24 protein-coding genes are annotated in these 23,826 nt (G+C 73.3%); 11 read left to right on the top strand and 13 right to left on the bottom strand.

Annotated elements, in window-relative coordinates:
- Positions 1-4 precede the first annotated feature (4 nt).
- Complete coding sequence (pqqA, locus tag OG965_RS32390) at positions 5-115, bottom strand: pyrroloquinoline quinone precursor peptide PqqA (protein ID WP_371655601.1); 111 nt, start codon at positions 113-115, stop codon at positions 5-7.
- Positions 116-410: 295 nt separating this feature from the next.
- Between pqqA and OG965_RS32385 the strand changes: the two genes are divergently transcribed.
- Positions 411-1,250, top strand: coding sequence for an aldo/keto reductase (locus OG965_RS32385; RefSeq protein ID WP_371655600.1), 840 nt, complete (start codon positions 411-413; stop codon positions 1,248-1,250).
- Positions 1,251-1,407: 157 nt separating this feature from the next.
- Here OG965_RS32385 and OG965_RS32380 read toward each other — a convergent pair whose 3' ends face one another.
- Both OG965_RS32380 and OG965_RS32375 read right to left on the bottom strand, forming a co-directional pair.
- Positions 1,408-2,367, bottom strand: a complete 960-nt coding sequence (locus tag OG965_RS32380) for a trans-aconitate 2-methyltransferase (protein WP_371655599.1) — start codon at positions 2,365-2,367, stop codon at positions 1,408-1,410.
- Positions 2,364-3,350, bottom strand: coding sequence for a cupin domain-containing protein (locus OG965_RS32375; protein ID WP_371655598.1), 987 nt, complete (start codon positions 3,348-3,350; stop codon positions 2,364-2,366). The genes OG965_RS32380 and OG965_RS32375 overlap by 4 nt, the downstream gene beginning before the upstream one ends.
- A gap of 307 nt (positions 3,351-3,657) precedes the next feature.
- On the opposite strand from OG965_RS32375, the gene OG965_RS32370 reads away from it, so the two are divergent.
- Positions 3,658-4,539, top strand: coding sequence for an NmrA family NAD(P)-binding protein (locus OG965_RS32370; RefSeq protein WP_371655597.1), 882 nt, complete (start codon positions 3,658-3,660; stop codon positions 4,537-4,539).
- Positions 4,540-4,775: 236 nt separating this feature from the next.
- Entirely contained in the window at positions 4,776-5,654 is an 879-nt protein-coding gene (locus tag OG965_RS32365) for a sigma-70 family RNA polymerase sigma factor (RefSeq protein ID WP_371655596.1), read from the top strand.
- Between the two features lie 36 nt (positions 5,655-5,690).
- Here OG965_RS32365 and OG965_RS32360 read toward each other — a convergent pair whose 3' ends face one another.
- A complete protein-coding gene (locus tag OG965_RS32360) occupies positions 5,691-6,002 on the bottom strand; it encodes a 4a-hydroxytetrahydrobiopterin dehydratase (protein WP_371655595.1) in 312 nt (103 codons plus the stop codon).
- 78 nt (positions 6,003-6,080) lie between these two features.
- Between OG965_RS32360 and OG965_RS32355 the strand changes: the two genes are divergently transcribed.
- Entirely contained in the window at positions 6,081-7,094 is a 1,014-nt protein-coding gene (locus OG965_RS32355) for an NAD-dependent epimerase/dehydratase family protein (protein WP_371655594.1), read from the top strand.
- A gap of 7 nt (positions 7,095-7,101) precedes the next feature.
- Here the strand turns inward: OG965_RS32355 and OG965_RS32350 are convergent, their stop codons facing one another.
- Together OG965_RS32350 and OG965_RS32345 are read right to left on the bottom strand one after the other, a co-directional pair.
- A complete protein-coding gene (locus tag OG965_RS32350) occupies positions 7,102-8,214 on the bottom strand; it encodes a sensor histidine kinase (protein WP_371655593.1) in 1,113 nt (370 codons plus the stop codon).
- Position 8,215: 1 nt separating this feature from the next.
- Positions 8,216-8,962: a response regulator transcription factor gene (locus OG965_RS32345; RefSeq protein ID WP_371655592.1), complete on the bottom strand. Its 747-nt coding sequence runs from the start codon at positions 8,960-8,962 to the stop codon at positions 8,216-8,218.
- 125 nt (positions 8,963-9,087) lie between these two features.
- On the opposite strand from OG965_RS32345, the gene OG965_RS32340 reads away from it, so the two are divergent.
- The 3 genes from OG965_RS32340 to OG965_RS32330 are packed head-to-tail and all read left to right on the top strand — an operon-like array spanning position 9,088 to position 11,125.
- Positions 9,088-9,798, top strand: a complete 711-nt coding sequence (locus OG965_RS32340) for a glycosyltransferase family 2 protein (RefSeq protein WP_371655591.1) — start codon at positions 9,088-9,090, stop codon at positions 9,796-9,798.
- On the top strand, positions 9,795-10,469 hold the full coding sequence (locus OG965_RS32335) for a DUF2064 domain-containing protein (protein WP_371655590.1): 675 nt from the start codon (positions 9,795-9,797) through the stop codon (positions 10,467-10,469). The genes OG965_RS32340 and OG965_RS32335 overlap by 4 nt, the downstream gene beginning before the upstream one ends.
- Positions 10,466-11,125: a methyltransferase domain-containing protein gene (locus OG965_RS32330; RefSeq protein ID WP_371655589.1), complete on the top strand. Its 660-nt coding sequence runs from the start codon at positions 10,466-10,468 to the stop codon at positions 11,123-11,125. Before OG965_RS32335 ends, OG965_RS32330 begins: the two co-directional genes overlap by 4 nt.
- A gap of 88 nt (positions 11,126-11,213) precedes the next feature.
- On the opposite strand, the gene OG965_RS32325 is transcribed toward OG965_RS32330, so the two are convergent.
- Both OG965_RS32325 and OG965_RS32320 read right to left on the bottom strand, forming a co-directional pair.
- Complete coding sequence (locus tag OG965_RS32325; RefSeq protein ID WP_371655588.1) at positions 11,214-11,618, bottom strand: hypothetical protein; 405 nt, start codon at positions 11,616-11,618, stop codon at positions 11,214-11,216.
- Complete coding sequence (locus OG965_RS32320) at positions 11,618-12,775, bottom strand: molybdopterin-dependent oxidoreductase (RefSeq protein ID WP_371655587.1); 1,158 nt, start codon at positions 12,773-12,775, stop codon at positions 11,618-11,620. Before OG965_RS32320 ends, OG965_RS32325 begins: the two co-directional genes overlap by 1 nt.
- A 172-nt stretch (positions 12,776-12,947) precedes the next feature.
- On the opposite strand from OG965_RS32320, the gene OG965_RS32315 reads away from it, so the two are divergent.
- The gene (locus OG965_RS32315) at positions 12,948-14,330 is read left to right on the top strand and encodes a glycosyltransferase 87 family protein (protein WP_371657116.1); all 1,383 of its coding nucleotides are present in this window, start codon (positions 12,948-12,950) and stop codon (positions 14,328-14,330) included.
- A 3-nt stretch (positions 14,331-14,333) separates the two neighbouring features.
- Positions 14,334-15,137, top strand: coding sequence for a helix-turn-helix domain-containing protein (locus OG965_RS32310; RefSeq protein ID WP_371655586.1), 804 nt, complete (start codon positions 14,334-14,336; stop codon positions 15,135-15,137).
- Here the strand turns inward: OG965_RS32310 and OG965_RS32305 are convergent.
- Entirely contained in the window at positions 15,127-15,507 is a 381-nt protein-coding gene (locus OG965_RS32305) for a nuclear transport factor 2 family protein (RefSeq protein ID WP_371655585.1), read from the bottom strand. The two genes, OG965_RS32310 and OG965_RS32305, sit on opposite strands and share 11 nt — an antisense overlap.
- Positions 15,508-15,728: 221 nt before the next feature.
- On the opposite strand from OG965_RS32305, the gene OG965_RS32300 reads away from it, so the two are divergent.
- Positions 15,729-18,638, top strand: coding sequence for a glycoside hydrolase family 2 TIM barrel-domain containing protein (locus OG965_RS32300; RefSeq protein WP_371655584.1), 2,910 nt, complete (start codon positions 15,729-15,731; stop codon positions 18,636-18,638).
- A 238-nt stretch (positions 18,639-18,876) separates the two neighbouring features.
- Positions 18,877-19,953, top strand: coding sequence for a type III polyketide synthase (locus OG965_RS32295; RefSeq protein ID WP_371655583.1), 1,077 nt, complete (start codon positions 18,877-18,879; stop codon positions 19,951-19,953).
- Positions 19,954-19,960: 7 nt separating this feature from the next.
- Here OG965_RS32295 and OG965_RS32290 read toward each other — a convergent pair whose 3' ends face one another.
- From OG965_RS32290 to OG965_RS32275, 4 genes are all read right to left on the bottom strand, one after another.
- Positions 19,961-21,559 (bottom strand): alpha/beta hydrolase, encoded by a 1,599-nt coding sequence (locus OG965_RS32290; protein ID WP_371655582.1) that lies wholly within the window; start codon positions 21,557-21,559, stop codon positions 19,961-19,963.
- A 157-nt stretch (positions 21,560-21,716) separates the two neighbouring features.
- Positions 21,717-21,863, bottom strand: coding sequence for a hypothetical protein (locus OG965_RS32285; protein ID WP_371655581.1), 147 nt, complete (start codon positions 21,861-21,863; stop codon positions 21,717-21,719).
- Positions 21,864-21,926: 63 nt separating this feature from the next.
- A complete protein-coding gene (locus tag OG965_RS32280; RefSeq protein ID WP_371655580.1) occupies positions 21,927-22,259 on the bottom strand; it encodes a hypothetical protein in 333 nt (110 codons plus the stop codon).
- 143 nt (positions 22,260-22,402) lie between these two features.
- The gene (locus OG965_RS32275) at positions 22,403-23,785 is read right to left on the bottom strand and encodes an amino acid permease (RefSeq protein ID WP_371655579.1); all 1,383 of its coding nucleotides are present in this window, start codon (positions 23,783-23,785) and stop codon (positions 22,403-22,405) included.
- Between the last annotated feature and the right edge of the window lie 41 nt (positions 23,786-23,826).

Raw genomic sequence — 23,826 nt, 5'->3', positions numbered from 1 at the left:
GGGTCTACCGGTCGGTGAGGGCGTAGGCGGTGACTTCCAGCGCGGTCTCGACGACCACATAGTCCGGGGTCACCCAGACCGCCGTTTCCTCCGATGTTTCCTTGCCGTCGTTCATGGGGGTGTACCTGCCTTTCCGATCTTCCTGGGGGGTGGGGTTCAGAAGTGAACCCCTGTACGGCATATGCAGGGGCTCGATCGGACGCGGAGTTCACAAACATGTACCGCGTTCAGTTATGTGCCATAGAGTTGCGTCTTGATGGAGCGCGGTCAATGGTCTGAACCGAGAAGGTCGGATCTGTAGCGCACAGATCTGGCCACGATCACCCTCACGGCGCTCTCTGGGAATGGTTCCGTCCGCCCGATCGTTGACGCTGCGAGTACGAAACCGACGACGTAAGGATCGACCGCTCGTGAGCAAGGTCCCCTCCATCACCCTCAACAACGGCGTCGAGATGCCGCAGCTCGGTTACGGTGTCTGGCAGGTGCCGGACGACGAGGCCGCGCAGGCGGTCACGACCGCCATCGAGACCGGGTACCGGTCCATCGACACGGCCGCGATCTACGAGAACGAAGTGGGCACCGGCAAGGCGATCGCGGCGTCCGGAGTGGCCCGCGAGGAGCTCTTCGTCACCACGAAGCTGTGGAACAACGCGAGCGAGACGTGGACGCGCGACGGCGTCCTGCGCGAGTTCGACGCCTCCCTGTCGAAGCTGGGCCTCGACTACGTCGACCTGTATCTGATCCACTGGCCGCGCGCGATGCGCGACGACTACGTGACGATCTGGAACGCGTTCGGCGAGATCGCCAAGAGCGGCCGCGCCAAGGCGGTCGGCGTCTCCAACTTCAAGGAGCCGCAGCTGCGCCGGATCATCGACGAGTCGGGCGTGGTCCCGGCGGTCAACCAGGTCGAGCTCCACCCGCAGCTCGCCCAGGCCGACCTGCGCGCCTTCCACGCCGAGCACGGCATCGCGACCGAGGCCTGGTCGCCGCTGGGCCAGGGCAAGGGGCTGCTCGAAGTCCCCACGATCGTCGCGATCGCGCAGAAGTACGCGAAGACCCCGGCGCAGATCGTGCTGCGCTGGCACCTCCAGCTCGGCACCGTCGCCATCCCGAAGTCGGTGACGCCCTCGCGCATCGCCGAGAACTTCGACGTGTTCGGCTTCGAGCTCGACACCGAGGACATCACGGCGATCGCCGCACTCGACGAGGCGAAGCGGCTGGGTCCGGACCCGGACGACTTCGACTTCTGAGACGCCGGTCCCGTTGGCCTGCGGCCCGGTGGGGGCTGGTCGCGCAGTTCCCCGCGCCCCTAAGAATGCCGCTGCGCGGCAATCCCGCTTCTAGGGGCGCGGGGAACTGCGCGACCAGCCCCCACCGGCCCGCAGACAAACCCCGGGGCCAAAGCGCTCAGCGCGCCCGCCGTGCCGTGTGGACGGACCTCGCCGCCAGCAGGAACACATCCGGGCGCAGCGCGAGACCGGCCTCGTCGGCCGGGTCGGCCAGGCGGCGCAGCACTGCCGCGTCCTCCGGCGACAGCCACTCCCCCACGGTCTCCGAGTGCCGGGCGAACGTGGACACCACCTGCTCCCGTACCGCCGGGTCCAGCGGCGCAGGGAAGTCGACGAGGAAGCTGCGGGTGGCCGGAGAGATCAGCCCGACGGACGTGAGCAGCGCCGCCCAGTCCTCGGTCTCCTGCTTGGCGTCCGGCAGCTCCGCCCGCATCCGCGCGAACCGCTCGTCCACCAGCACGTCGATCCTGGCTTCCAGACCCGGCTGTCCCATGCCGATGTCGCGGGGCAAGTGGCGCGTGGGCAGCCCGCCTTCCGCGAGGGCCACCGTGCCACCCGGCCGCAGCAGGCCCGCGAACCCCGCGAGCGCGGCTCGCTGGTCACCCAGGTGGTGCAGCGAGTTGCCCGCCCAGACCAGGTCGGCCTCGCCCAACACGCCGAAGTCGTCCGGGAGTTCCGCCTCGATCGTACGGACGCGGTCCGCCAGGCCCAGGCGCTCCGCACGGGCCAGCGCGTGGCCGAGGAGCGCCCGGTTGCCGTCGACGGCGACGACCTCCGCCTGCGGGAAGGCCTGCGCGAGCAGACAGGTCACCACGCCCGGGCCGCTGCCGATGTCGAGGATCCGGCGCACCTCGGCGCCGGGCCGCTGCCCGCCGATCCACGCCGCGGCCTCCCGGTACGCCCCCGAGAACAGTTCGGCCTCGCCCACCAGGAGCGGGAGCAGGGCCTCCCAGTCGAAGTCGCTCCAGCCGTCGCCGTGGGCGTGGCCGTGGGTGTGACCGTGGGTGTGACCCCGGTGGCCGTCGTGCTGGCCGTCGTGCTGGCCGTCCTGGCCGTCATGGCCGTGCGAGTCGCTCATGGCTCCACCCTGCCCCCGGCCGCCCCGGAGCCGGGAATCCCGTTGCCGTTTCGGCAATTCATCCGGTGCTCCTGAGGGCTGACGCCGCGCACCCGCTTGAACGCGGCGCTCAGCGCGAAGGCGCCCCCGTATCCCACCTGCCGTGCGATCGCCTCGACCGTCGCGTCGCTCTCGCGCAGCAGGTCCGCCGCGAGCGCGAGCCGCCAGCCCGCGAGGTACGCCATCGGCGGCTCCCCCACCAGCTCCCCGAACCGCCGGGCCAGACCGGCCCGCGAGACCCCGCACTTCGCGGCGAGCGCGGCGACCGTCCACGGGTGCGCGGGCTCGTTCTGGAGCAGCCGCAGCGCGGGCCCCACCACCGGGTCGCCCATCGCCCGGTACCAGGCGGGCGCGTGGGCGCCCGGCCGGTTGAACCAGGCCCGCAGCACCGCGATCAGGAGCAGGTCGAGCAGCCGGTCGAGGACGACGCTCTGGCCGGGCTCGTCCCTGGAGATCTCCTCGTCGAGCAGCGGCATCACCGAGCAGTTCCACTCCTCGGCGGTGAGCACGAGCAGCGGCGGCAGCGCGTCGAGCAGCCGTCCGCTGATCTCACCCTCCATCAGATACGTGCCGACGAGCATGGTGGCCGAGCCGTCGGCGGCGTTGCCCCAGGTCCGTACGCCCAGCTCCATCGACTGCGCCAGCGGCTCGCCGCGCAGCGTGGTGCACACCCCGCCCGGACCGATCCTGGCGAACGGCTCGGCGTCCGGCGCGTGGGCGACGGTGTACGGGTCGGGGCCGCGCGCGACGACGATGTCACCGGGCCGGGCCAGGACCGGCGGCCCGGAGTCCGGGACGATCCACGCCTCGCCCCGCGTCGGCGACATCAGACAGATGGGTGCCCGGTCCTCGATCCGTACGGACCACGGCGGCTCCATCACCATCCGCAGCAGAAACGCCCCTCGGGCGCGGGGACCGTCGAGCAGTCCGGCGAGTGCGTCCATGGCCGCGAGCCTAGGGCCTGTCCGGCGGATCTGGTCTGTGCCGCGGGGGTCTGGCACGCCCATCTGCGGCGTTGTCGTCGGTTGCCGACGCTCCGCGTCGACGCCCTCCTCCGCCTTGCAGCTGGACGCACCAGACCCCCGCTCACCAGCACCGAAAATCGGAGGCACCCCGCGGGCGACCAGATCCGCCGGACAGGCCCTAATCCGCGCCCCCCGCCGGAGCGTTGGGCGGGCCCGTAGACGCAGGCGTATGCGCATGAGCCCCTAAAGCATGGAGAGTCGGGGCCGTGCCCACGAAGCTGGACGCATGACGAACACAGAGCTGAACACGGATCAGAACACGACCACCACGACCGGCACGCCGCACACCCCGCGGACCGTGCTCGTGACCAGCGGCACCGGCAAGACCGGCCACCGGGTCGTCGAGCGGCTCTCCTCGCTCGGCGTGCCGGTCCGCTCCGGCTCGCGCGGCGGCGAGGTGCGCTTCGACTGGGCGGACGAGTCGACGTGGGGACCCGCCCTCGCGGGTGCGGACGCCGCCTATGTGACGTACTTCCCGGACCTCGCGGCACCCGGCGCGGTCGAGGCGATGCGGACCTTCGGCGGGCTCGCCGTCCAGCACGGTGTGCGGCGCCTGGTGCTGCTCTCCGGGCGCGGCGAACCGGCGGCGGTGCTGGCCGAGGACGCGCTGCGCGAGTCGGGCGCGGACCTCACGGTCGTACGGGCCGCCTTCTTCGCCCAGAACTTCAGCGAGGGCGCGATGACGGAGGGCGTGCTCGGGGGCGAGATACCGTTCCCGGCGGGTGAGACGGCCGAGCCGTGGGTGGACGCCGACGACATCGCCGATGTCGTCGTCAAGGCCCTCACCGAGGACGGCCACGCGGGGCTGATCCACGAGTTGACGGGTCCTCAGCTGCTGACCCTCGCCGAGGTCGCGGAGGTGCTGTCGGCCGCGACCGGCCGGGCGGTGCGGTATGTGCCGATGTCCGGGGAGCAGTACGCGGAGCTGCTGGTGCAGTACGGTCTCGACGAGGGGGAGGCGCGGTGGCTCGCGGAGCTGTTCACGACGCTGCTCGACGGGCACAACTCCTCGACCACGGACGGCGTCAAGCGCGTCCTGGGCCGTGAGCCCAGGGCGTTCGCGGACTTCGCGCGGGACGCGGCGGCGGCCGGCGACTGGCAGGGCTGAGCACGCGTCGAGCACGCCTCCAGTACCTCACCAGGACCTCTCCAGCACCTCGCCACCCCGCCTCAACCGTTGGTCTCAGGCCAAGTGACCGAAACTTGCCGTGACCAACACCACGCCCTCCGTGAGCGTCCGATTACCGCAATCGGGGCCTGCCGTCGGGTGGCCGCCATTCCTTCGGACTAGGTTTTCGTCTGTCACCGCATTGACGACACGCCGCGACGAAGGAAGCTGAACCGATGGACGAGAACGAATCCCTGGCGGAGCGTTTCGAGGAGAACCGCCCGCGCCTGCGGGCGGTCGCCTACCGGATGCTCGGCTCACTGAGCGAGGCGGAGGACGCCGTCCAGGAAGCCTGGTTGCGGGCGGCCAGCTCCAGCGAGGGCGTGGAGAACCTGAGCGGTTGGCTGACCACGGTCGTCTCGCGGGTCTGCCTCGACATGCTGCGCTCGCGCCAGGCTCGGCGGGAGGATCCGCTGGACGTCCATGTGCCCGACCCGATCGTGGACCGCCCGGACGGGGTGGACCCCGAGCACGAGGCGCTGCTCACCGACTCGGTCGGGCTCGCCCTGCTCGTCGTCCTCGACACACTGGCCCCGGCCGAGCGGCTGGCGTTCGTGCTGCACGACATGTTCGGCGTGCCGTTCGAGGAGATCGCGCCGATCGTGGACCGCGCCCCGGCGGCCACCCGGCAGCTGGCCAGCCGGGCCCGCCGCCGGGTGCAGGGCCGGGCCGTCCCCGACCCGGACCTGAACCGGCAGCGCAAGGTCGTCGACGCGTTCCTCGCGGCCGCGCGCGGCGGCGACTTCGAGGGCCTGCTCGCCACGCTCGACCCGGACATCGTGCTCCGGGCCGACTACGGGCCGGGCTCGCTCACCCCCTCCAAGACGGTGCTCGGCGCCCACGCGGTGGTCCAGAACGCGCTGTCCTTCGCCCAGTACGCCCAGTTCGCCCGTCCGGCGCTGGTCAACGGCGCGATGGGAATGGTCAACGCCCCGGAGGGCCGGACGATGGCGGTGCTCGGCTTCACCGTCCGGGACGACCGCATCGTCGAGATCAACATCCTCGCCGACCTGGAGCGACTGGCCACCGTCGACGTGGCGGCGCTCGACGCCTGACCCCGGCGCCTCCCGGGGGCCGCGCGCCCCGGGAGGTCAGCCCGCGCCGTGGCCGGAGGCGATCGCCTCGACGCGGTGGGCGAGTTCGAAGTCCTTCTCGGTCACCCGGCCGCCCGCGTCGTGGCTGTTCACCGTGAGCGCCACCGTGTTGTAGCCGAGCGTCAGGTCCGAGTGGTGGTTCAGCTCGTCCTGGATCTGGGCGATGTGGATGACCATCGCGGTGGCCGCGAAGTGCGAGGCGAGGCGGTAGGTGCGGGCGAGGCGCTCCTCGCCGTCCGGGACCGACCAGCCCGGCAGTTCGCGCAGGCGGTCCTCGATGTCCTTCTGCGACAGCGGCTCAACGGGCATGGCCGGACTCCTTACAAGGTGGTGACGGTGCGGGGTGGAGCGCGGTATCTCCGGCTCCGTCTCCGTAGCGTCGCCCCTATGCGTGTACTTGTCACGGGAGGCGCGGGCTTCATCGGCTCGCAGATCGTCTCGGCCCTCTCCGCCCGGGGCCATGAACCAGTCGTCCTCGACCGCGCGGTCCGGCCCGGCGACGACGTCCGCGACCGGGAGGCGGTCACCAGGGCGCTGCGCGGCGTGGACGCCGTCTGCCACCAGGCCGCGATGGTCGGCCTCGGCACGGACTTCTCCGACGCGCCCGACTACGTGGCGTGCAACGACCTCGGCACGGCGGTGCTGCTCGCCGCGATGGCCGAGGGAGGCCCGCGGGATCTGGTGCTCGCCGGGTCGATGGTGGTGTACGGGGAGGGGCACTACGAGTGCCCGCGCCACGGCCCCGTACGCCCCGGGCCCCGGCCGTACGAGGAGCTGGCGGCCGGGCGCTTCGAGCCGCTGTGCCCGCGCTGCGGCGCGGAGCTGGCGCCGGGTCTGGTCGGTGAGGACGCCCCCGCGGACCCGCGCAATGTGTACGCCGCGACCAAGCTGGCCCAGGAGCATCTGACGGCCGCCTGGGCGCGGGCCACCGGCGGCCGTGCGGTGTCACTGCGCTACCACAATGTGTACGGGCCGGGGATGCCGCGCGACACCCCGTACGCGGGGGTCGCCTCCTTCTTCCGCTCGGCCCTCGCGCGCGGCGAGGCGCCCCGGGTCTTCGAGGACGGCCGCCAGCGCCGGGACTTCGTCCACGTACGCGATGTGGCCGAGGCGAACGCGGTGGCCCTGGAGGCCCTGCACGAGCGCCCGCCGGGGACCCTCACCGCGTACAACACGGGCAGCGGGACCCCGCACACGGTGGGCGAGATGGCCGAGGCGCTGGCCGGGGCGTACGGCGGGCCCGCGCCGGTGGTGACGGGCGAGTACCGGCTCGGGGACGTCCGCCACATCACGGCCGACTCGGCGCGGCTGCGGGAGCAGCTCGGTTGGCGGCCGGCGGTGGGGTTCGCGGAGGGGATGGCGGAGTTCGCGCGGGCGGAGCTGCGCCCGGCCACTGGCTGACGTCACGTCAGGATCGGGCCGCCGGGAGGATCAGTTCGAAGCGGCAGCCGCCGTGCACGTTGTGCACGGCGGCGCTGCCCGCGTGGGCCTCGACGATGCCCCGCACGATCGCGAGGCCCAGGCCCGCGCCGCCCGGCGGGGTGCGCGCCTCGGTGCCGCGCCAGCCGGTGTCGAAGACGCGGATCAGATCGTCGTCGGGGATGCCGCCGCAGCCGTCCGTCACCGAGAGCACCACCGACTCCGCGCGCGCCTCGGCCGCGACCGCGACCGTGCCGTCGGCCGGGGTGTGCCGGATCGCGTTGACCAGCAGGTTGGCCAGGACCCGGGTCATCTCCTTGCCGTCCACCTCGACCGGGACCGGCTCGACGCGCTCGCCGACCAGCCGTACGCCGTGCTCGCGGGCGAGTGGGTCCGCGCCCGCCAGCGCGTCGCCGACCAGGTCGTGGACGGACATCCGGGCCGGCTTGAGGGCGAGGGCGCCGGCGTGGATGCGGGAGAGCTCGAAGAGGTCGCCCACCATGCCGTTGAGGCGCTCGACCTCGGTGCGGATCTGCCGGAAGTAGCGCTCGGGGTCCTTGGCCATGCCGTCCTCCAGGGCCTCGGCCATCGCGCGCAGCCCCGCGAGCGGGGTGCGCAGATCGTGCGAGATCCAGGCGACGAGCTCGCGGCGGGAGGTCTCCAGGGCGCGTTCGCGCTCGCGGGACGCGGAGAGCTTGGCGCTGGTGGCGGCCAGCTCGCGGCTGAGCGCGGCGAGTTCGGCGGTGGCCGGGCCCGCGGGCGCGGCGAAGCTGCCGCCGTCGCCGAACGAGCGGGTGGCCAGGGCGAGTTGACGGCTGCTGGCGACGACCCGGCGGCCCAGGATGAGCGCGGTGGCGAGCGAGACGACCGCGGCCATCGCGATGACCAGGGTGACGACCTTCAGGTCGTGCGAGGACAGGAACATCTCCCAGGCCACGGCGAGCGTCCCGGCGAGCATCGCGCTGACCGCGACGGCGGCCACCACGGCGAGCGAGGCGGTGACCGAGCGGTGGCGCAGCAGCCGCAGCGCGAGGGCCCCGAGCAGGCCCGCGGCGGCGGCGCCCAGGAACGCGTACACGGCGATGAGCAGCACGTCGCTCATGTCAGGCTCCCTCTCCGGCGAGGCCCGGCCCCTGCGGCTCGCCCTCACCCTCGTCCGCGCTCTCCGCCTCGAAGCGGTACCCGACGCCCCACACCGTCCGGATGAGCCGCGGCTTCGCCGGGTCGTCCTCGACCTTGCCGCGCAGGCGCCGCACATGGACGGTGACGGTGGACAGGTCGCCGAACTCCCAGCCCCACACATCACGCATCAGCCGCTCGCGGGTGACGGCCTCGCCGGGGTGGCTCATCAGATAGGCGAGGAGGTCGAACTCCCGCAGGGTCAGGGCCAGTTCGACACCCTGCTTGACGGCGCGGCGGGCGGCCGGGTCCAGGACGAGGCCCGCGCGCCGCACCGGCGGTCCCGGCCGGGCGGCGGCCGTGCTGCGGCGCAGTACGGAGTCGACGCGCAGCACCAGCTCGCGCGGGCTGAACGGCTTGGTGACGTAGTCGTCCGCGCCTATCTCCAGGCCCAGGACCCGGTCGTCCTCGTCGCCGCGCGCGGTGAGCATGATGACCGGTACGGGGCCGGTGCCCCGCAGCGTGCGGCAGACCTCCAGGCCGTCCATGCCCGGCAGCATCAGGTCGAGGACGACGAGGTCGGGCCATCGCGCACCGGCCGCGCGCAGGGCGGCGGGGCCGTCGCCGACGTGCTCGACCTCGTACCCGGCGCGTTCGAGGTAGCCGGTGACCACCTCGGCCACCGTCGGGTCGTCGTCGACGACGAGGATGCGGGACTGGGCGTTGTGCATGGCCACAGCGTCGCATCCGGCGGGTCCCCGCGTCGCCACCCGGATGGCCGACCCGGGACGACGTCCCTGTTTCGTAAGAACCCGAAGTCCCGATTTGTCCGCCGCGCCTTCGTACCGTGAGGGGCGTGACCGACACGATCCCCACGACGGTGGACGTCGTACTACCCTGCCTCGACGAGGCCGAGGCGCTGCCCTGGGTGCTGGCCAGGATCCCCGAGGGCTGGCGGGCCGTCGTCGTCGACAACGGCTCGACGGACGGCTCGGCCGAGATCGCCCGCGCGCTCGGCGCGACCGTGGTGCACGAGGCCCGACGCGGCTTCGGCGCGGCCTGCCACGCCGGGCTGCTCGCGGCCCGCGCCGAGTACGTGTGCTTCTGCGACTGCGACGGCTCGCTCGACCCCGGGCTCCTCGCGCCCTTCGTACGGGAGGTGGCCGCCGGTGACGCCGACCTCGTCCTGGGGCGGCGCAGGCCCACCGCGCGCGGGGCCTGGCCACCGCACGCGCGGGCCGGGAACCTGGCCCTGTCCAGGATGCTGCGCCGCCGCACCGGGCTGCGCCTGCACGACCTGGGCCCGCTGCGGGCGGCCCGGCGCGCGCCGCTGCTCGCGCTCGGCGTCGCGGACCGGCGCAGCGGCTATCCGCTGGAGATGGTGGTGCGCGCGGCGGACGCCGGGTGGCGGGTGCGCGAGCACGACGTGCCGTATCTGCCGCGCACCGGCAAGTCGAAGGTGACCGGCACCTGGCGGGGCACCTGGCAGGCCGTACGGGACATGCGCGCGGTGCTCGCCCTGCCGCCCGGGCCGTCGCTCCCCGCCACGCCGGCGGGTGCCCGGTGACGGGGCGGGGCGGGGCGGTCACCCTCCTGGTGATCGCCAAGGCGCCGGTGCCGGGCCGGGTCAAGACACGGCTGACCCCGCCGTACTCGCCCGAGGAGGCCGCGCGGATCGCCGAGGCCGCGCTCGCCGACACCCTGGACGCGGTGCTCGCCGCGCCGGCCCGGCGCCGGGTCCTCGTCCTCGACGGGGCGCCCGGCCCGTGGCTCCCGCCGGGCATCGAGGTCGTCCCGCAGTGCGCGGGTGGCCTGGACGAACGGCTGGCGGCGGCCTTCGCGCGCGATCCGGGCCCGGCCCTGCTCATCGGCATGGACACCCCGCAGGTGAGCCCGGCCCTGCTGGCACCCGCTCTGGCCGGCTGGGAGCCGGGCGAGGCGTGGTTCGGTCCGGCTGCCGACGGCGGCTTCTGGTCGCTCGGCCTGACCGCCCCCGATCCCGCGCTGCTGCGCGGAGTGCCCATGTCCGTCCCCGAGACGGGCGCGGTCCAGCGGCGGCGGCTCGTCGACGCGGGGCTCACCGTGCACGAGCTGCCGCCGCTGCGGGACGTCGACACCGCGGCCGACGTGCGCGAGGTGGCGGCGCTCGCACCGGACGGCCGGTTCGCGCGGGCGGTGGCCGCCTGCACGGGCGGCTCCTTCAAGGCGGTCGCCAGGGCCCAGGGCGCCGCGCGATGACCACGACCGCCGTGCCCGCCGCGCTCGCCTGGCGGGCCGATCCGTACACCGCCGCCCTGCGCAGCGGGCGCGGGCCGCTGTTCCTGCACCGCCAGGACGGGTGGCTGCTGCCCCTGGAGGTGGAGCGGTGGTGCGCGGCGCCGGACCCGGCCGACCTGACCGTACTGCGGCGGTGCCGGGGCGCCGTGCTCGACATCGGGTGCGGGCCCGGGCGCCTGGTGGTGGCGCTTGCCGCGCTCGGTACGGCCGCGCTCGGCGTCGACGTCAGCCCCGAGGCCGTCCGCCGCACCCAGCGCTCCGGCGGCAGCGCCCTGTGCCGGTCGGTCTTCGACCCGCTGCCCGGCGAGGGCCGCTGGCAGACCTCGCTCCTGCTGGACGGCAACGTCGGCATCGGCGGCGACCCCGCCGCGCTGCTCGCACGGGCGGCGCAACTCGTCGACCCCGAGGGGCAGTTGATCGTGGAGGCGGCGCCCTTCGACGTGGACGAGCGCGTGGAGGTGCGGGTGGCCGATGGCCGGGGCGCCTTCGGGTCGGGCTTTCCCTGGTCGCGACTGGGCACCGCCGCGCTGCTGCGGTACGCGCACGACACCGGCTGGCGGGCGGCCGAGCTGTGGACGGCCGCCGGGCGCCCTTTCGTCGCGCTGCGCCGGATGTGAGCGCGGGGCCGGACGTGAGCGCGGGGCGAGACGTGAGCGCGGACCCGGACCCGGACCCGGGTGCGACCAGGCTCAGTTCCCCGCGCCCCTAGTGGTTGCGGCGATCGCGCGCCTTCCGCACCCGTTTCCCCGCCACCACCAGCCCCGCGCCCACCACAACCACCGCGAGCAGCACCAGCCAGTTGCGCAGGTAATCCAGCGGCAGCACCGTCGCGTTGTTGTACGGGCCGGGGCGCAGGATGACCGGGAGGGCGATCGCCGTGAGACAGCCGGCGGTCACCAGGGCCGCCCGCAGCGGGCCGCGCACCCCGGGGCGGGTCGCCATCACGCCCAGGCCGACGAGCAGCACCAGCGGTGCGATCAGGCCGTCGTGCAGCACGATCGCCCCCACCAGCCATACCGCCACGTCCCACGGCGACTGCGCCCACACCAGCGACACCCCGAGCCCCATCGTGGCGACCCCGAGCGCACCCACCGCGTACCGTCCCACCATCACCTCACCTCCAGTCGTGTGACCCACTTGGTCTGGAGCACCCCGGGCCGGTTGGGCGCGATGATGCGGGCCGGATAGCCGTGGTCGGGGGTGAGCACCTGCCCGTTGAGCCGCAGTGCGAGGAGGGTGAGCGGGTCGCGCGCGTAGGAGCGGCCCATGTCCATCACGCGGTACGCGCCGTGCTGTTCGAGCGAGACGACCCGCAGCGCGGCCCCCGGCGCACCGGCCCGCTCCGTGAGGTCCTTGATCCGTACGCCGGTCCAGTGCGCGTTCTTGCTCCACCCCTCGACGCACGCGATGGGCAGCTCCACCTCGTACTGGGGCAGCGCGGCCAGTTCGTCGAGGGTCAGCTCGTACGGGCGCGGCCCCCGCACCGTCAGCCGCCAGGCCGCCGTGTCCACCCGGGTCGTCCCCGCGGCCGCCGCCGTGCGGTTGACGGGCAGGCCCAGCGGGCCGTGGTCGGGGTGGCGGGGCGCCAGCAGGTCGAGGTCCTTGAGCGGGGTGAGGGACTGGCCGACGGTCGTCACGGTGACCGCCCCCACCGCCACCGCGAGCCCGGTGAGCAGCGAGCGCCGGTCGGGCGTGTTCTCCGGCTCCGCCGGCAACGCGCGCGTGGCGGCCGAGCGCCGCCACCAGTACGCCTTGATGTCCGGCCACTTGACGGCCAGGTGCAGCAGCAGCGCGCCGGTGAGGAGCCAGCCGACCGCGAAGTGGACGGGAACGAAGCTGAACGGCCACGGGTACCACTGCACGGTGTTGAGCAGCCCGGTCAGCAGCTCGAAGACCGCGCCCGCGACGAGCACCGCCACCGAGAGCCGCTCCAGCGCGTGCCGTGCGCTCTTCAGCGCGGGCCACGCGAACAGCTTCGGGTAGACGGTCCACAGCTTGCCGAAGAGCAGCGGGATCGCGGCGATGCCGACTCCCACGTGCAGGCCCTGGTTCAGCCGGTATCCCCAGCTGGGGCGGGCGGGCAGGTCGTCCGCCAGCCAGCTCGGCGGGTGCTGGAGGTAGTGGCTCAGCACACCGGTGACCATGCAGACCAGCATGGCCACGCCGAGCAGCCGGCCGATCGCCGTCGCCGTGCGCCTGTCGTGCAGCCCGCCCTTGAAGGACGGCAGCAGCGCCGAGGGCGGCGGAAGCGGGAGTCGTGACTTCATGTCTCCATGAGAGCCCCGGAACGCCCTGAACAGGGCTCCCGACACCTTACGGTTCACGGACGCGTGGTGCGCTGGGCCGTCCGGGCGCCCCTCGGCCTGCGAATGTGGACGGGTGATCGCTCCGCGTACCGACACCGCCCCGGCCGCCCCGCCGGCCGACGCACCGGCCGCCCTGCGCCGCTCCGCCCCGACGGCCGTGCTGCTGGCCGCGCTGACCGCCGTGCTCGTCCTGACGGTCATCGAGGACGGCTACTACTTCCACCCGGGCACGCTCTCCTGGTGGTATCTGGCCTGCTGGCTGCTGTTCGCGGCGGCCGCCTGGTCGCTGCGCCGGGTCCCGGCCCGCCACCGGTCGGGCCTGATCCTGGCGGGCGGGGTGCTGGTCGCGGCGACCGGTCTGGCGGCGCCGCCGACCACCAGCACGGACATGTTCCGCTACGCCTGGGACGGCCGGGTGCAGGCGGCCGGGATCTCGCCGTACGACCACGCCCCCGCGGACCGGGAGCTGGCCGGGCTGCGCGACGACTGGCTGTTCCCCAGGGGCGCGGCGTGCGAGGGCCCGGACCGGGCCCGGTTCGGCGAGCCGGACCGCTGCACGCGCCTCAACCGCCCCAAGGTGCACACCATTTACCCGCCGGTGGCCGAGGCGTACTTCCTCGGCGTCCATGGGCTCTCCCCCGCCGCCGCCCGCCACAAGCCGCTGCAGATCGGCGGCGCCGTGCTCGCCGTCGCCACCACTGGCGTCCTGCTGCTGGTCCTGCGGCGGCGCGGGGACGACGTGACGCGGGCGGCGTACTGGGCGTGGTGCCCCGCGGTGCCGATCGAGGCGGTGAACAACGCGCACGTGGACGGTCTTGCGGTGCTGTTCACGGTGGCGGGGCTCGGCGCGGTCGCGGTGCGCCGCCGGGCGCTCGGGGGCGTACTGATCGGCGCCGGGATCGCGGCGAAGATGCTGCCCGCCGTGGTGCTGCCGGGCGCCCTCGCGGGCGTGCTGGCGGGGCGCCGCCCGGACTGGCGGCGCGCGGCGACCGTCCTCGTCCCGGCCGCCGTGTGCGTGGCGCTCTCCTACCTCCCGTACGTCCTCGTCTCGCACGCGTCCGTCTTCGGCTATCTCGGCGGATACGCGGAGGAGGAGGGGTACGACGACGCCTCCGCCCGCAGCCGGTACGGGCTGCTGCGACTGGTGCTCCCCGACTCCTGGGCGCTGCCCGCGGCGCTCGCCCTGATCGCGCTCGTCGTCCTGTACGTGCTGCGCCGGGGCGATCCGGAGCGACCCTGGAGCGGCGCCCTGCTGGTGCTCGGCTGGGCGTTCTGCCTGATGACGCCCGGCTACTCGTGGTACGCGCTGCTGCTCGTCGCCCTGGTGGCCCTGGACGGCCGCTGGGAGTGGCTGGCGGTCGCCGCCGCGGGAGCCGTCTGTTACGTGACGGCGTGGGCGATGCCGCACTCCTTCGACGTCGTCAGGACGAGCGCGTACGCGGTGGCGGCGGCGATCGTGCTGGCCGGGTGGGGGGTGCGGCGCCGGGCGTTGTCAGAGGCCCGGGTTAGTGTCTGAGGTATGACGACAACTGCCGGGATCGACACGGGAGTAGGGCCGATGCTGCGCGGCTGGCGCGAGCGGCGCAGGATCAGCCAGCTGGAGCTGGCCCTGCGCGCCGACTCGTCCGCGCGGCACATCAGCTTCATCGAGACCGGCAGGTCGCGCCCCAGCCAGGAGATGATCCTGCGCCTCGCGGAGCACCTGGAGGTGCCGGTCCGCGAGCGCAACGCCCTGCTGCTGGCGGCCGGCTACGCACCGCAGTACACGGAAACGTCCCTCGATGACCCGTCCATCAGCTCCCTGCGCGAGGCGATGGAGCGGCTGCTGCGGGGGTACGAGCCTTTCCCGGCCCTGATAGTGGACGGCACGTACACGGTCCTCGCGGCGAACCGGGGCATCGAGATGCTTCTCGAAGGCGTGCCCGAGCGGCTGCTGACTCCCCCGCTCAACGCGATGCGCCTGACCCTGCACCCACAGGGCATGGCGCCGCGCATCCGCAATCTGCGCCAGTGGCGCGGCCATCTGCTCGAACAGATGGAGCGCCAGATCGCCCTGATGCGCTCGGACGCGCTGCGCGAGCTGTACGAGGAGGTCGCGGCGCACCCCGTACCCGAGGCGGGGGACGACGACAGCCGCGACCACGTCGCCTGCCCCCTGGCGCTCCCGCTGGTCATCGAACACCGGGGCACGCTCCTGTCGTTCATATCGACGATCGCCACGTTCAACACACCGATGGACGTGACCGTCTCCGAGCTGGCCATCGAGACGTTCCTGCCGGCCGACCCGGAGACGTTCGCCTACCTCCAGTCGTTCACACCGTAGGCGGTACGCGGTCGAGGAACCCGGCCACGGTGGCGACCCGGCCGTCCTCGGCGAGCGTGATCACATCGGACCCGGCGACCGGCGCGGACCCGTCCGCGACCGAGACCAGCTCCCAGCGGAACCGGGCCAGGTCGTGGTGCCCGTCGACGGCTCCGTCCAGACGGAACTCGAAGCCGGGGAACTGGGCGTGGGCCCCGCCGATCACCGCGGCTATGGCCTCGTACCCGGTGACGTCGGCCATCGGGTCGGTGTAGCTGCCGTCCGCGCTCCAGGCGGCCTCGACGGCCTTGGCGAGCTCCTGGGCCGAGCCGGTGGCGTTCCACGCCTCGAAGTAGCGGGCGACGGCGGTCTCGTAGCGGTTCTCGGACATGGAAATCAGCCTCCGGAAGGGATATGGATCAAGGACCAACACGGTGGTGGAACCCGGGCCCCGGCCGGAGTGCGCCGCCCGGGACCCGATGGCTCCACCTTGCCCGGCGGGGGTGGCGGGGGTCGATTACCAGCGAGGTAATGCCGCCCGCCCCCACCACCGGCGGACCGTCTCGTCCGACCCCTTGTCGCCGCCCCGATCACCGCCCTAGCCTGCGGATCGTGTCCTTCCGCAGCCCTGGCGTCACGGACGTCCACTACGTCGAAGCCCTCTCGCCCGGTGGCGGGGAGCACCTGCTGCCGCCGCGCGCCTGGTACGCCGCGTCGGACGCCAAACAGCTGTCGCTGAATGGGAGTTGGCGGTTCCGGCTCGCGGGGACCGCCGACGCGCACGACGACGGCTTCGCCGTGCCCGGGTACGACTCCGGGGAGTGGGACGAGGTGCGGGTGCCCGGGCACTGGGTGCTCCAGGGCGACGGCGCGTTCGGCGGGCCGATCTACACCAACCACCTCTACCCGTTCCCGGTCGACCCGCCGCGCGTACCGACGGAGAACCCGACCGGCGACCATCTGCGGGTCTTCGACCTGCCCGACGGCTGGCCGCCGGCGGGCGAGGGCGGCGCGGTGGTGCGCTTCGACGGCGTCGAGTCGTGCGCCCGGGTGTGGCTCAACGGCGAGGAGCTGGGCCACTTCAAGGGCAGCAGGCTGCCGCACGAGTTCACCGTCGGACCGCTCCTGAAAGCGCGCGGGAACGTGCTGGCGGTGCGGGTTCACCAGTGGTCGTCGGGCTCGTACCTGGAGGACCAGGACCAGTGGTGGCTGCCCGGCATCTTCCGGGACGTCACACTGCTGCACCGCCCCGAGGGGTGCGTCGGCGACCACTTCGTCCACGCCTCCTACGACCACCGCACCGGCGAGGGAACCCTGCGGGTCGACTCCGACACCGCCGGCCGCGTCACCGTGCCCGAGCTCGGCATCGACCTGGCGACCGGCGCCGAGGTGACCGTTCCCGTCGAGCCGTGGACGGCGGAGACCCCGCGCCTGTACGACGGGGTGCTGGCCACGCCGGGCGAGCGCGTCCCTGTGCGGATCGGCTTCCGCACGGTCGCCCTGGAGGACGGCCTGATCAAGGTCAACGGACAGCCGCTGCTCTTCCGGGGCGTCAACCGGCACGAGTTCCATCCCGCGACGGGCCGGGCCCTGGACGCGCGGACGATGCGCCGCGATGTGCTCCTGATGAAGCAGCATCACATCAACGCCGTGCGGACCAGCCACTATCCGCCGCACCCCGCGTTCCTCGACCTCTGCGACGAGCTGGGGCTCTGGGTCGTCGACGAGTGCGACCTGGAGACGCACGGCTTCGTCGAGCAGGCGTGGCGCGACAACCCGGTGGACGACGACCGATGGACCCCGGCGCTGCTTGACCGGGCGGCCCGTATGGTCGAGCGCGACAAGAACCACCCGTCGGTCGTCGTCTGGTCGCTCGGCAACGAGGCCGGGACCGGGCGCGGTCTGACCGCCATGGCGCACTGGATCCGCTCCCGCGACGCCTCGCGCCCGATCCACTACGAGGGCGACCCCGACTGCCACGACACCGACATGTACTCGCGGATGTACGCCTCGCACGCCGAGGTCGAGCGGATCGGCCGCCACCTCGACGGCGGCCCGCGAGCGCGCCGCCGACTCCCCTTCGTCCTGTGCGAGTACGCCCACGCGATGGGCAACGGCCCCGGCGGACTCGCGGAGTACCAGCGCCTGTTCGACACGTACGAGCGCTGTCAGGGCGGCTTCGTCTGGGAGTGGATCGACCACGGCCTGGAGCACCCGGCGTACGGCTATGCCTACGGCGGTGACTACGGCGAGGAGCTGCACGACGGCAACTTCGTCTGCGACGGCCTGCTCTTCCCGGACCGCACCCCCTCCCCCGGTCTGGCCGAGTTCAAGAAGGCGATCGAGCCGGTACGTATCGAGGGCGACGGCCGGGCGGGCACGGTCCGGATCACCAACCTGTACGCCTTCGCCGACCTCTCCGGGCTCGCCTTCACCTGGTCGTACGAGGCGGACGGCGTCCCTCTCGCCACCGGCACCCTCGCGGTGCCCGAGCTCGGCCCGGGCGAGCGTGCGGAGCTGAAACTCCCCGGGCGTCCCGCCGGGGCCGACCCGGGGGCCGAGACCCGGTGGACGGTACGGGCGGTGCTCGCGGAGGCGACGGCGTGGGGTGCGCAGGGGCACAAAATGGCCTGGGCTCAACTTCCCGTGAACGAGAGGGTGTCGGCGCCTGCCGCCTTCGGCGCTCGTCCCGTCCGCTCCGGGGATCGGATCGCTCTCGGTCCGGCGGTCTTCGACGCCCGGACGGGGGCGCCCACGGCCTTCGGCGCCGTGGCGGTCACCGGGCTGCGCCTCGACGTGTGGCGCGCGCCCACCGACAACGACAACGGCGCGCCGTGGCAGCCCGACCTGCGGTGCGGGCCGCGCTGGCGCGAGCTGGGGCTGCACCGCATGCGACACCGTCCGGACTCGGTGGAGTTGACCGGGGACGCGCTGGTCGTGCGTACCCGGGTGGCCCCGGCGGCCCGTGACCTGGGCCTCGTCACGGAGTACCGGTGGACGTCCGACGGGACCCGGCTGCGGCTGACGGTCGCGGTCACGCCGGAGGGCGAGTGGCGGGTGCCGCTGCCCCGGCTCGGCATCCGGTTCGGCCTCACGGGTACCACCTCGGGCAGCCGCGTCCCGGTGCGCTGGTTCGGCGGCGGGCCGGGCGAGGCGTACCCGGACACGGCGGCCGCGTCGGCGGTGGGGCTGTGGCGGGCGGACGTGGACGCCCTCCAGGCGCCGTACGTCCGGCCGCAGGAGAACGGGGCCCGGGCCGACGTCCGTTGGGCGGAGATCGGGGGGCTGCGCGTCGAGGGCGACCCGGAGTTCTGGTTCACCGCACGGCGCTGGACGACCGAACATCTCGACGCGGCACGGCACTTGACCGATCTCGTCCCGGGCGACACGGTCTGGGTCACGCTCGACCACCGCCAGCACGGCATCGGCTCCCAGTCGTGCGGCCCGGGTCCGCTTCCGCAGCACCAACTGCACGCGGAGGCAGCCGAGTTCGCCTTCACCTTCTCCGAACTCGCGGACTGACCGGGCCGACGAGGTCGCGCGCGGGAGACCCCGGGTCGCCCGCGCGCCTCACGCTGCCCCGAGCCCCCATCACCCGTTCGGCCGTATCGCGTCACCCGAGTGAGCTACCCGCTCCCGAATCTCCCTCTAATCGGTTAATTACCCCGATGGAGAACATGCCCATGACCACGCTCGGGGATACGTGACAGGCACACGACCGAACCGCAGGCGTCTGCCCGGCAGGAGACAAGGAAGTTCCATGGCCACCCTGTGCCGCCCCTCAGTAGCCGTACCCGACCATGTGATCACGCAGGAGGAGACGCTCGCCCTCGCCCGCAAGACGCATGCCGACCACCCCCAGCGGGACCTCGTCCTGCGTCTCATCCAGAACACCGGGGTCCGTACCCGCCACCTCGTGCAGCCGATCGAGGAGACCCTGCGCCACCCCGGCTTCGAGGAACGCAATCTGCTGTACGAGACGGAGGCCAAGGCCCGGGTGCCCGATGTCGTCAAGCAGGCGCTGGTCCACGCCGAGGTGGAGCCCAAGGACATCGACCTGATCGTCTACGTCTCCTGCACCGGCTTCATGATGCCGTCGCTGACCGCCTGGCTGATCAACACCATGGGGTTCAGGACCGAGACCCGGCAGCTGCCGATCGCCCAGCTCGGCTGCGCCGCCGGAGGCGCGGCGATCAACCGCGCGCACGACTTCTGCACGGCGTATCCGCGCTCCAACGTACTGATCGTGTCCTGCGAATTCTGCTCGCTCTGCTACCAGCCGACCGACATCGGCGTCGGCTCACTGCTCTCCAACGGTCTCTTCGGCGACGCGATCTCGGCGGCCGTGGTGCGCGGCGAGGGCGGCACCGGCATGCGGATCGAGCGCAACGGCTCGCACCTGGTGCCCAACACCGAGGACTGGATCTCGTACGCCGTGCGCGACACCGGGTTCCACTTCCTGCTCGACAAGCGCGTCCCGGGCACCATGGAGATGCTCGCGCCCGCCCTCAAGGCGCTGGTGGCGCAGCACAGTTGGGAGATCCCGCAGATGGACTTCTTCATCGTCCACGCGGGCGGGCCGCGCATCCTGGACGACCTGTGCCACTTCCTGGACCTGCCGCCGGAGATGTTCCGCTTCAGCCGGGCCACCCTCACCGAGCGCGGCAACATCGCCAGCTCCGTGGTCTTCGACGCGCTGGCCCGCCTCTTCGACGAGGGCGGCGCGGCGGACGGGGCGGGCGGGCTCATCGCGGGCTTCGGCCCCGGCATCACGGCCGAGACAGCCATCGGGCGATGGGCCAGAGCGGCCCCGATGGCGGCGGCGATGAGCAACTGACCCACGCTCAGTGCTCCGGGGGCGTCTCACGGGCGCAGGACGTCCCCTCGGCGGGCAGGACGCCGTCGAGCAGGAAGGCGTCCGCCGTGTCGCGGACGCACTGCGAGGCCGTGTACCCGCCGTGCCCCTCGCCCTCGTACGTGAGGACCACGCCCTTGCCCAGGTGCCGGGCGGTCTCCGCCGCCCACTGGTACGGGGTGGCGGGGTCGCCCTTGGTGCCGATCAGCAGCACGGGCGGCGCGCCGGTCTTGTCTATCCTGCGGATGTAGTCCGTACCGGCGGGCCAGCCCGTGCAGGAGATCGCCGCGCCCACCTGGTCCGGGCCGAACATCGGGGAGGCCTTGGCGAACTTCTTCTCCAGTGAGGCGAGTTCGGCGGCCGGATCCTTGGCGCGCACCGGGTCGTCGGCGCAGTTGACCGCGAGGAGCGCCTCGCGGCTGTTGTCGTCGTCGGCGCGGTTGCCCTGCGCGTCCTCCCCCGCGAACTGCTTGTTGATCTCGTCGAGGACGGCCGGGTCCCCCTTGTCGTGGAGGGTGGCGATGCCCTGCGCGAGGGTCGGCCACAGCTGCTCGGCGTAGAGCGAGTTGGTGATCGCGGTACGCAGGTCGCCGGAGGTGAAGTCGGCGCCGGAGGCGGTTCTGGCGCTCTTGCGGTCGAGCTGGGCGACGGTCGCGTCCAGCGTGCCGGTCGCCTTGGCGGTGCCGGCGCCGAGCGGGCAGCCGGCGCCCTGGGCGGCGCAGTCGGAGAGGAAGGTCTCCAGGCCCTTCTGGAACGCCGTGGCCTGGGCGAGCGCGGACTGCGCCGCGTCCGCCGTCAGCGAGTCCACGGCGTCCAGGACCATGCGCCCGGTCCGCTTGGGGAACTGGGCCGCGTAGACCGCGCCGAGCCGGGTGCCGTAGGAGATGCCGAAGTAGTTCAGCTTCTTGTCGCCGAGCGCCTGGCGCAGCACGTCCAGGTCGCGCGAGGCGTTGATGGTGCCCACATGCGGCAGCAGCTCGCCGGTGGTCCTGCGGCACTCCTCGGCCACCGTCTTCAGCTCGTCGACGAGCTGCTTGCGGCCCTCGGCGTCGTCGGCCGGGGCGCTGTCCGAGGAGCTCTCGATGTCCTGCTCCGCCTTGGCGCCGCAGTGCACGGGAGCGCTGCGGCCCACTCCACGGGGGTCGAAGCTCACCAGGTCGTACGCCGGGGCGAGCCGCGCGGTGTCCGCCGTGAAGCTCCCGAGGCCCTTGAGGCCGGACTCGCCGGGGCCGCCGAAGTTGAAGACCAGCGAGCCCTTGGGGGCGGTCGCGGTGGCCGCGCCGCCGGGCGGGGTCGTGCCCGCCTCCGTGCCCGTGCCGGTGGGGCCCTCGCCCGACTCGGCCGCCCGTACGCGGGCCACCGCCAGCGCGATCGTGCCGGCCTGGGGCCGGGCGTAGTCGACGGGCACGGTCAGCTCGGCGCACTCCATGCCCTTGGGGGCGTCCTTGACCGTGCAGCCGCCCCAGGTGAGGTGCTGGGTGTAGAAGCGGGTCAGATCGGGCTTGGTGCCGTCCGCCGCGGCCGGGACCGTCAGGGCGAGCAGCGCCATCGCCGCACCGGCGGCGCCCGCTGTCGTACGTCCGCGCATGGCAGACCTTTCGGTCGGGGTGCCCCCGCAGCAAACGTAAGCCGCCGAACGGAGTACCGCACGACGGATCGCCCGCTGTCGTCACTCCCCGTGAGAACAGCAGGTCACCAGGGCGGCGGCCGGAGCCCGTCCACCGCCCTGCCGTGGCGGCCCCGGCCTACTTGCCGTGCGGGTCCGCCGGGGGTCGGCGCTGCTCCTCTCCGGGTTCCGGGACCTCGCGTTCGGGAGTCGCGGGGGCCGGTCGGATCCGGGCGGCCTCGGCGCGCAGCATCGCGTTGAGCGCCGCGAACGGGTCGATGGGCATGGCTGAACCACCTCGCTGTGCTGGTGAGTTGACGTACCGCTGAGCTCGCTGAGCACGGAACGCTCAGCAGCGCAGCACCACACAGCGCGTGGCATCGAGGGAAGTGGGCCGCACCCGGCCCGGCCCGCCGGGTCCGCGTACGACGGGCCGGGGCGCCATCCGTACGGAACGGGCGCCCGGCGCCGGGCGGCTCGCGCGGGCCGCCGCCGGTGGCGCGGGCGCGGCCTCGTCCGACTGCTCCTCGCCCACCGGGCCCGGCACCGCCGACGACACGGCCGTCCGGTCCAGGGCGGGCGGACCCGCCGTCTCCGCCCCCGGCGCCGCCCCGAGCAGCGCGGCCACCACGAGCAGCACCACGACGGCGCGGCGCAGGGCGGCGAGGAGAACGGGCGGCATGCCTGAACCCTGCCCGCAAAAGCCCATGACCTGCCCGGATCCGGGCGAGATCCCCCCTCCCGGGTGAACGCCCGTCAGCGCACCCGGAACACCGGCCCCTTGGGGGTGAACGGGCGGGCCGGACCCCGCGAGTTCATCCGCCTTTACGCGCGGGTGCTCTCCCGTACGGCCTGCTCGGGGAGCTCCACCGCGTCCGCCGCCGGGCGCTGCTTGCGGGCCGCGAGGAGTGCGTACACCAGCACGCCCGCGAAGAGGAACAGCACGCCCTGGTAGACCGCCGCGTAGCCGGAGCCGGCGACCAGCCACAGCGAGAAGGCGGCGGCGAGGCCGGCGAGCAGTCCGTCGCGGACCAGGCGGCCGCGGTGGACGCGGTCGGCGCGGCCGGAGGCGAGGAAGTAGATCTGGGCGGCGGTCGACAGGAGGTAGGGGACGGTCGCCGTGAAGGTGGTGACCAGGACCAGCATCTCGAAGACGCCCTTGGCGCCCGCCGTGTAGTTGTAGACGGTCAGGGACGAGGCGAGGACGACCGTGACCAGGACGCCGACGGTGGGCACGCCCCGGCTCTTGCGGGCGAAGGCCTTGGGGAACAGCCCGTCCTTGGCCGCGGCGTACGGCGTCTGGGCGCTGAGCAGGGTCCAGCCGTTGAGGGCGCCGACCATGGAGACCAGTGCGGCGACGGCGACCGCGGTGCCGCCCCAGGTGCCGCCGAACATCGCGTTCACGGAGTCCGTGAAGGGCGCGGTCGAGGTCACCAGGCGGTCGTGCGGCACGGTGCCGAAGACCGAGAGGGTGCCCAGGAGGTAGATCACGGCGGCGCCGAGGGTGCCGAGGATGGTGGCGCGGCCGACGTTGCGGCGCGGGTCGCGGACCTCGCCCGCGCTGACCGCGGCCGACTCGACGCCGAGGTAGCTGAAGAGCAGGATCGCGGCCGAGGCGGAGACGGCGCCCATGGCGCTGTGGTCGTCGGCCTGGAGGGGGCCGAGGTTGGCCGGGTCGAAGAAGAAGAGCCCGCCGACCGCGACGAGCAGCAGCGGCGCGAACTTCAGGACGGTGGAGACCAGTTGGACCGCGCCCACGTACCGGGTGCCCGCGAGGTTGGCGAGCGCGGGAAGCCACTGGAGGGTCAGCGCCGCCGCGATGGTCGCGGCCTTGTTGCCGTGCAGGGGTATCAGCACGTCGAGGTAGCCCACGGCCGCCACGGCGAGCGCCGCGTTGGAGACCCAGGTGGTGATCCAGTACGACCAGGCGGCGAGGAACCCGGCGAAGTCGCCGAACGCCTCACGCGCGTAGACGTACGGTCCGCCGGTCTGCGGCAGCCGCTCGGCGAGGCGTCCGAAGACCAGCGCCAGCGCGATCGCGCCGACGGTCAGGACCGCGAAGGCGAGCAGGCTGATGGTGCCGAAGGGGGCGACCGACGCCGGCAGCAGGAAGATCCCGCCGCCGATGATGTTGCCCATGACCAGAGCGGTCGCCACCGGCAATCCGAACTGCCGGGCATGCCTGCTCTGGGTCTCTTGCGTGGTCATGGGGTGGTGCGCCTCTCTCCGTGCCAAAACCCGTTCATGGT

The sequence above is a fragment of the Streptomyces sp. NBC_00224 genome, assembly GCF_041435195.1.
Lineage (GTDB): Bacteria > Actinomycetota > Actinomycetes > Streptomycetales > Streptomycetaceae > Streptomyces.
This window is presented reverse-complemented; position numbering and strand designations above follow the sequence as displayed.